This window comes from Pedobacter sp. 01T416_2 (assembly GCF_056398925.1).
Genome location: NZ_JBFTQI010000575.1, coordinates 1 through 3,888 on the forward strand (window position 1 = coordinate 1; position 3,888 = coordinate 3,888).

Consider the following 3,888-nt stretch of genomic DNA (forward strand, 5'->3'; position numbering starts at 1 on the left):
TTAATAAGGGATCTGTATATAATCTTATTTCTGGACAGCCATTCTTCAGTCTCTTTCCTATATTTTTCAAGACGGCTAGTGATTAGTGCCCCAATGGGCACGCTTGGCCTAAATAATGTTCGAGCATTATTGATAAATTTTGCATATTCAATGCCATCATCATTTTCATCATCTCTAGGATCTACGCACAATACTCCATCTATATCCATAAGACACAATTCTAAAAAATCATGATGCATGAGATTCCATTCAAACACCCGTGGAAACGAACATATATCAAAGTATAGGTCAACTAAACCAACTGCTTCTTTAACTATAAAAACTGCGAGAAAAGTGATGTTAATGTTTTGTACGTGTGATTTTAAGAATAATCGCGCCTCATTCATAGCCTTTCCCGTAAACAAACTATCATCAACAACCAAAATATTGTTATATTCTTCAAATGGCTTTATCAAGTGTTTAATCCTATTTCCTCCTTTAATAGGCATTTTGCTTGCGAAAGATTGCAAGTCTGTTACAGGAAGGTTTAGGTGAAGTGCTATAAGGTTTGCTGCTAATAGGCCACTCCTCGGAATCCCAACAACAAGATCTATATTTCCGGGTATTTGATGGATATTCCTAACTATTTGTTCATTCAAGTTATTTAAAGAGCGATATTCCATATGATGAAAACTTATATTATTTTATTATTCCATTACCTGCACCCCGTCAGGCGAGTTAGTCCTATCTGCAATTCGACCAACAAAACAGGGAAGATCTTAATCAGTTGATATACCAAACACTTTTAGATACCAAAATAATCTTCGTCAACCCAGGGATTCCGTACAATAAGACTTTTGGTTTTCTCAAAGTTCTTTTTTCAATTATAACAAATATTATTGTAATCCTTTTTACTAAAAAATATTGTCATCTGACGGCTATCATATTGCATTGGGTACTACAGATTTTTTTTATTATCTGAAGCCGATCCCGGTAGCTAGCTGAGGTTCACACTGCAACTTTACTTAATAGATAAACCGTAAAGTCTAAGAAATATTAAATAAAAATTTTACTGGAGTTCGGAGATCGTAATGGATTCGACAAGCCTTGTCCTATAACAAATATCCTTACCCAGCATAGCATAATTCCTGCCATTGTGTTTCTCAAAATTTTCATCTTGAGATAAGTAGAAATCATGTTTTTTGATCCTTAATTCTTTCTCAATTATTCCATAGTGTTTAAGAAGTAGAGAAGCCTTTGCGGGATTTTTAAAATATGGAACAGTTGGGAAATGTAAATTGTGTGAGCTAATGATCTGGCACCTACCAATGTTTCTAAACATTCGCCATCTAGCTAAAATACCGTTCTTTGATAATTGATTGGAATCTGGTATATCGGTTCTGTATTCTTCTTCAGAGTCCCATAGATTGATAAGCTGAAAGGCTATTACATCAATTTCCCTATTTGCAGCGACTTCGTATATTTTATCGAATCGGGGATCGAACCGCTCATCAGCGTCTATAAAAAAAGCCCACTGATGATTAAAAAATGACACCAGATTGAGCAGTATGTTTCTATTCTCCAGATCATTAAACACCGACCGTATTTTCTTAACCTTTATTATTAATTTATCATGCTTTGCCGCCTCGAACGTTCCATCTGTACTCCCATCATCCAACAATATAATGCCATCGCAATAATTATCCAAATGGTTTAGAAGACTGTTGATGTTTTTTATTTCGTTAAATGTCTGCACCAGCGCAATTATCTTAAACTGCCCATAATTTTCTAAATCATTTGTAAACTCAAATAAAGGAAATTGCTTCAAGAAAAATTCAGAAAGCGCCTTTTCATTACTTTTTTTTAAATAATCATAAAAAATTATTCCATCTGCCTGGATTTCGTTGAAATCAAGATTATTCAAGATTTGTTTGACGGCATCAGTTTGTCGATAAGCATTAAAATTTCTTAACTGACCGCTCATCTTCAGCTCATTTATGTTGTTTGAATTGAATTTTAGAATAACTGTTTCTAAAATAAGCGGTAATGAGGAAAAAGCCAACAACCTATTTGTAAGATCGCCTGATTTACAGAAGAGACTAACTATCATTCCATTCCTGTTCCGCTTGGAAATTATTGTATTATAATACTTGTTTAAATATTTTGCATATTTAAATTCATCAAGATCTATCCGAGCTTCACTTGTAAAGAAACAATATAGTTTTTTTGTAGAGTTAATTGCTCGTATAACAGCATTAGATAGTTTCTCTTTCTCATAAAATATAAACCTCCAATTTATTAGCGGATTGCTATATATAATTCCAGAGATGAAGACATCTAATCCTTTCTCATTTTCCATTAGAACAGTTACCTCAACACCATTTAATTGAAGTACAGGCAATGTTTTCCCACTAATTAAACTAAGTATTTTTTTTCTGGATAGAACCAAGCAGATACAGGTGTCATAGTTTTTACTCACCGTTTTTTTTTGGGCCTCCATCATACGAAATCAGCAAGCTTATAATCTATTAACTTATCAAGAAAATGGTAGATCTGACTTTTATCAGAAACACCAGTCATTGTGCAGATGTCATCAAAAGAATTCTTGCCATTAATATATCTTAAACATTTAATGTCTTCATTATTTAATCTTAAAACAATTTTATTGAAGCCATTTAAAAGTGCATATTCATCACCTTGTGAACCCAACTTTACTAGCTTCACAGCCTTATCCATAAGCGGGACGGCACTTGTGAAATTATTATAAATCCTAGTCGCTACGAGTACTTCTATAGGCCTGAGTTTAATAGCTAATTTATTTTTAACAATTGGTAAGCAATATTTAAATAGACTATACCCTGTTGCTGGAGCCTCATCATATAACTTCAAGCACTCGCCGATATCCTTAATCAAAAGCTGTTCTGGAATTGGTTCATTTTCATCGCCTCCTATTCGCCCTGAGAAATCGCAGTCAATGTGTTGAATAAAATTTTTCATACTAAGCAATCCTCCATAACCTTTGCTACCTACAATAAGTATGGGGCGTTCCAAGAACAGCAAATCTGAAATACCTGGGCCACTAGAGATGAAAATATCATGATTACCTTTAATTAAATTATCAACACAATAATCAGAAAATAGAATATTTTCGTTTGAGATGTTTTTTAACAAAGATTCATAATCGGAATGATTAAGATAAATGTTAAATCTAAATTTGGGATGTAGATTGAAAAACCTTATTATTTGAATGAGCGAATAAAAACTGTTAGACGGAATATATCCAATACTAATATTATTAGATAAAATTTTGGCATTCTTAGTTTTAGTAATTGTCAATTGCTCAATGGCGGGAAAAGTAAGGTATTCAAAGAAAATCGGTTTATGAGAAAGAGGAACGTCTTGGAAATTATTGGTGAAAACTCTATAAAGATTAGGTATACTAAAAACCATTTCATTGATCATCCCTAAAAAAAGAATTTTTTTTGCACTATGGAATTCCTCAATAAAATCATATTCACGCTTAGACAAGAAATCAGCGTGCACAAAAAGGATTTTGGTCTTGAAAAACAAATCTTGTATTTCATTTTCAGACGCTACGGATTCCAAGCTTTCAAAAACATATTTGGGATTAATTTCATAATCGCTAAGCACAGACCTCACTTTTGTGACTTCTTCATTTTTTTTTGATAGTGAGATGAAAACAATCATATGTTTTTTGGGGATGATTTTACAACATTCTTTTGATATAAGAAAAGGAACTGATCTAATATTAACCTGCGGATTTGTTCGGAATCCTGTTTCAAATCAATGTATTCGCCAATTCTTATAAAGGCATCCTCAAATGTAGTAAGAATGCTAAATTCATTAATCAGTAGAAATTGAAACTGATTAATTTCTATGGATTCAACA

General features: G+C 32.8%; 4 protein-coding genes. All 4 read right to left on the reverse strand.

The window, feature by feature from the left end:
- Positions 1-662 (reverse strand): phosphoribosyltransferase (locus AC1DPQ_RS20545; protein WP_477610715.1); only part of this gene is annotated, 662 nt, incomplete at its 3' end.
- Positions 663-1,048: 386 nt separating this feature from the next.
- Positions 1,049-2,482 carry a glycosyltransferase gene (locus tag AC1DPQ_RS20550; RefSeq protein WP_477579088.1) on the reverse strand — a complete coding sequence of 478 codons (1,434 nt, stop codon included), beginning with the start codon at positions 2,480-2,482 and terminating at the stop codon, positions 1,049-1,051.
- Positions 2,479-3,687, reverse strand: coding sequence for a hypothetical protein (locus tag AC1DPQ_RS20555; protein WP_477610716.1), 1,209 nt, complete (start codon positions 3,685-3,687; stop codon positions 2,479-2,481). The genes AC1DPQ_RS20550 and AC1DPQ_RS20555 overlap by 4 nt, the downstream gene beginning before the upstream one ends.
- Positions 3,684-3,888: hypothetical protein (locus tag AC1DPQ_RS20560; protein WP_477610717.1), on the reverse strand; the 205-nt coding region annotated here is incomplete at its 5' end. The genes AC1DPQ_RS20560 and AC1DPQ_RS20555, both read right to left, overlap by 4 nt.

Coding starts and splice junctions, on each gene's coding strand:
- AC1DPQ_RS20550 (WP_477579088.1), bottom strand. CDS start 2,482: ATGATGGAGGCCCAAAAAAAAACGGTGAGTAAAAACTATGACACCTGT.
- AC1DPQ_RS20555 (WP_477610716.1), bottom strand. CDS start 3,687: ATGATTGTTTTCATCTCACTATCAAAAAAAAATGAAGAAGTCACAAAA.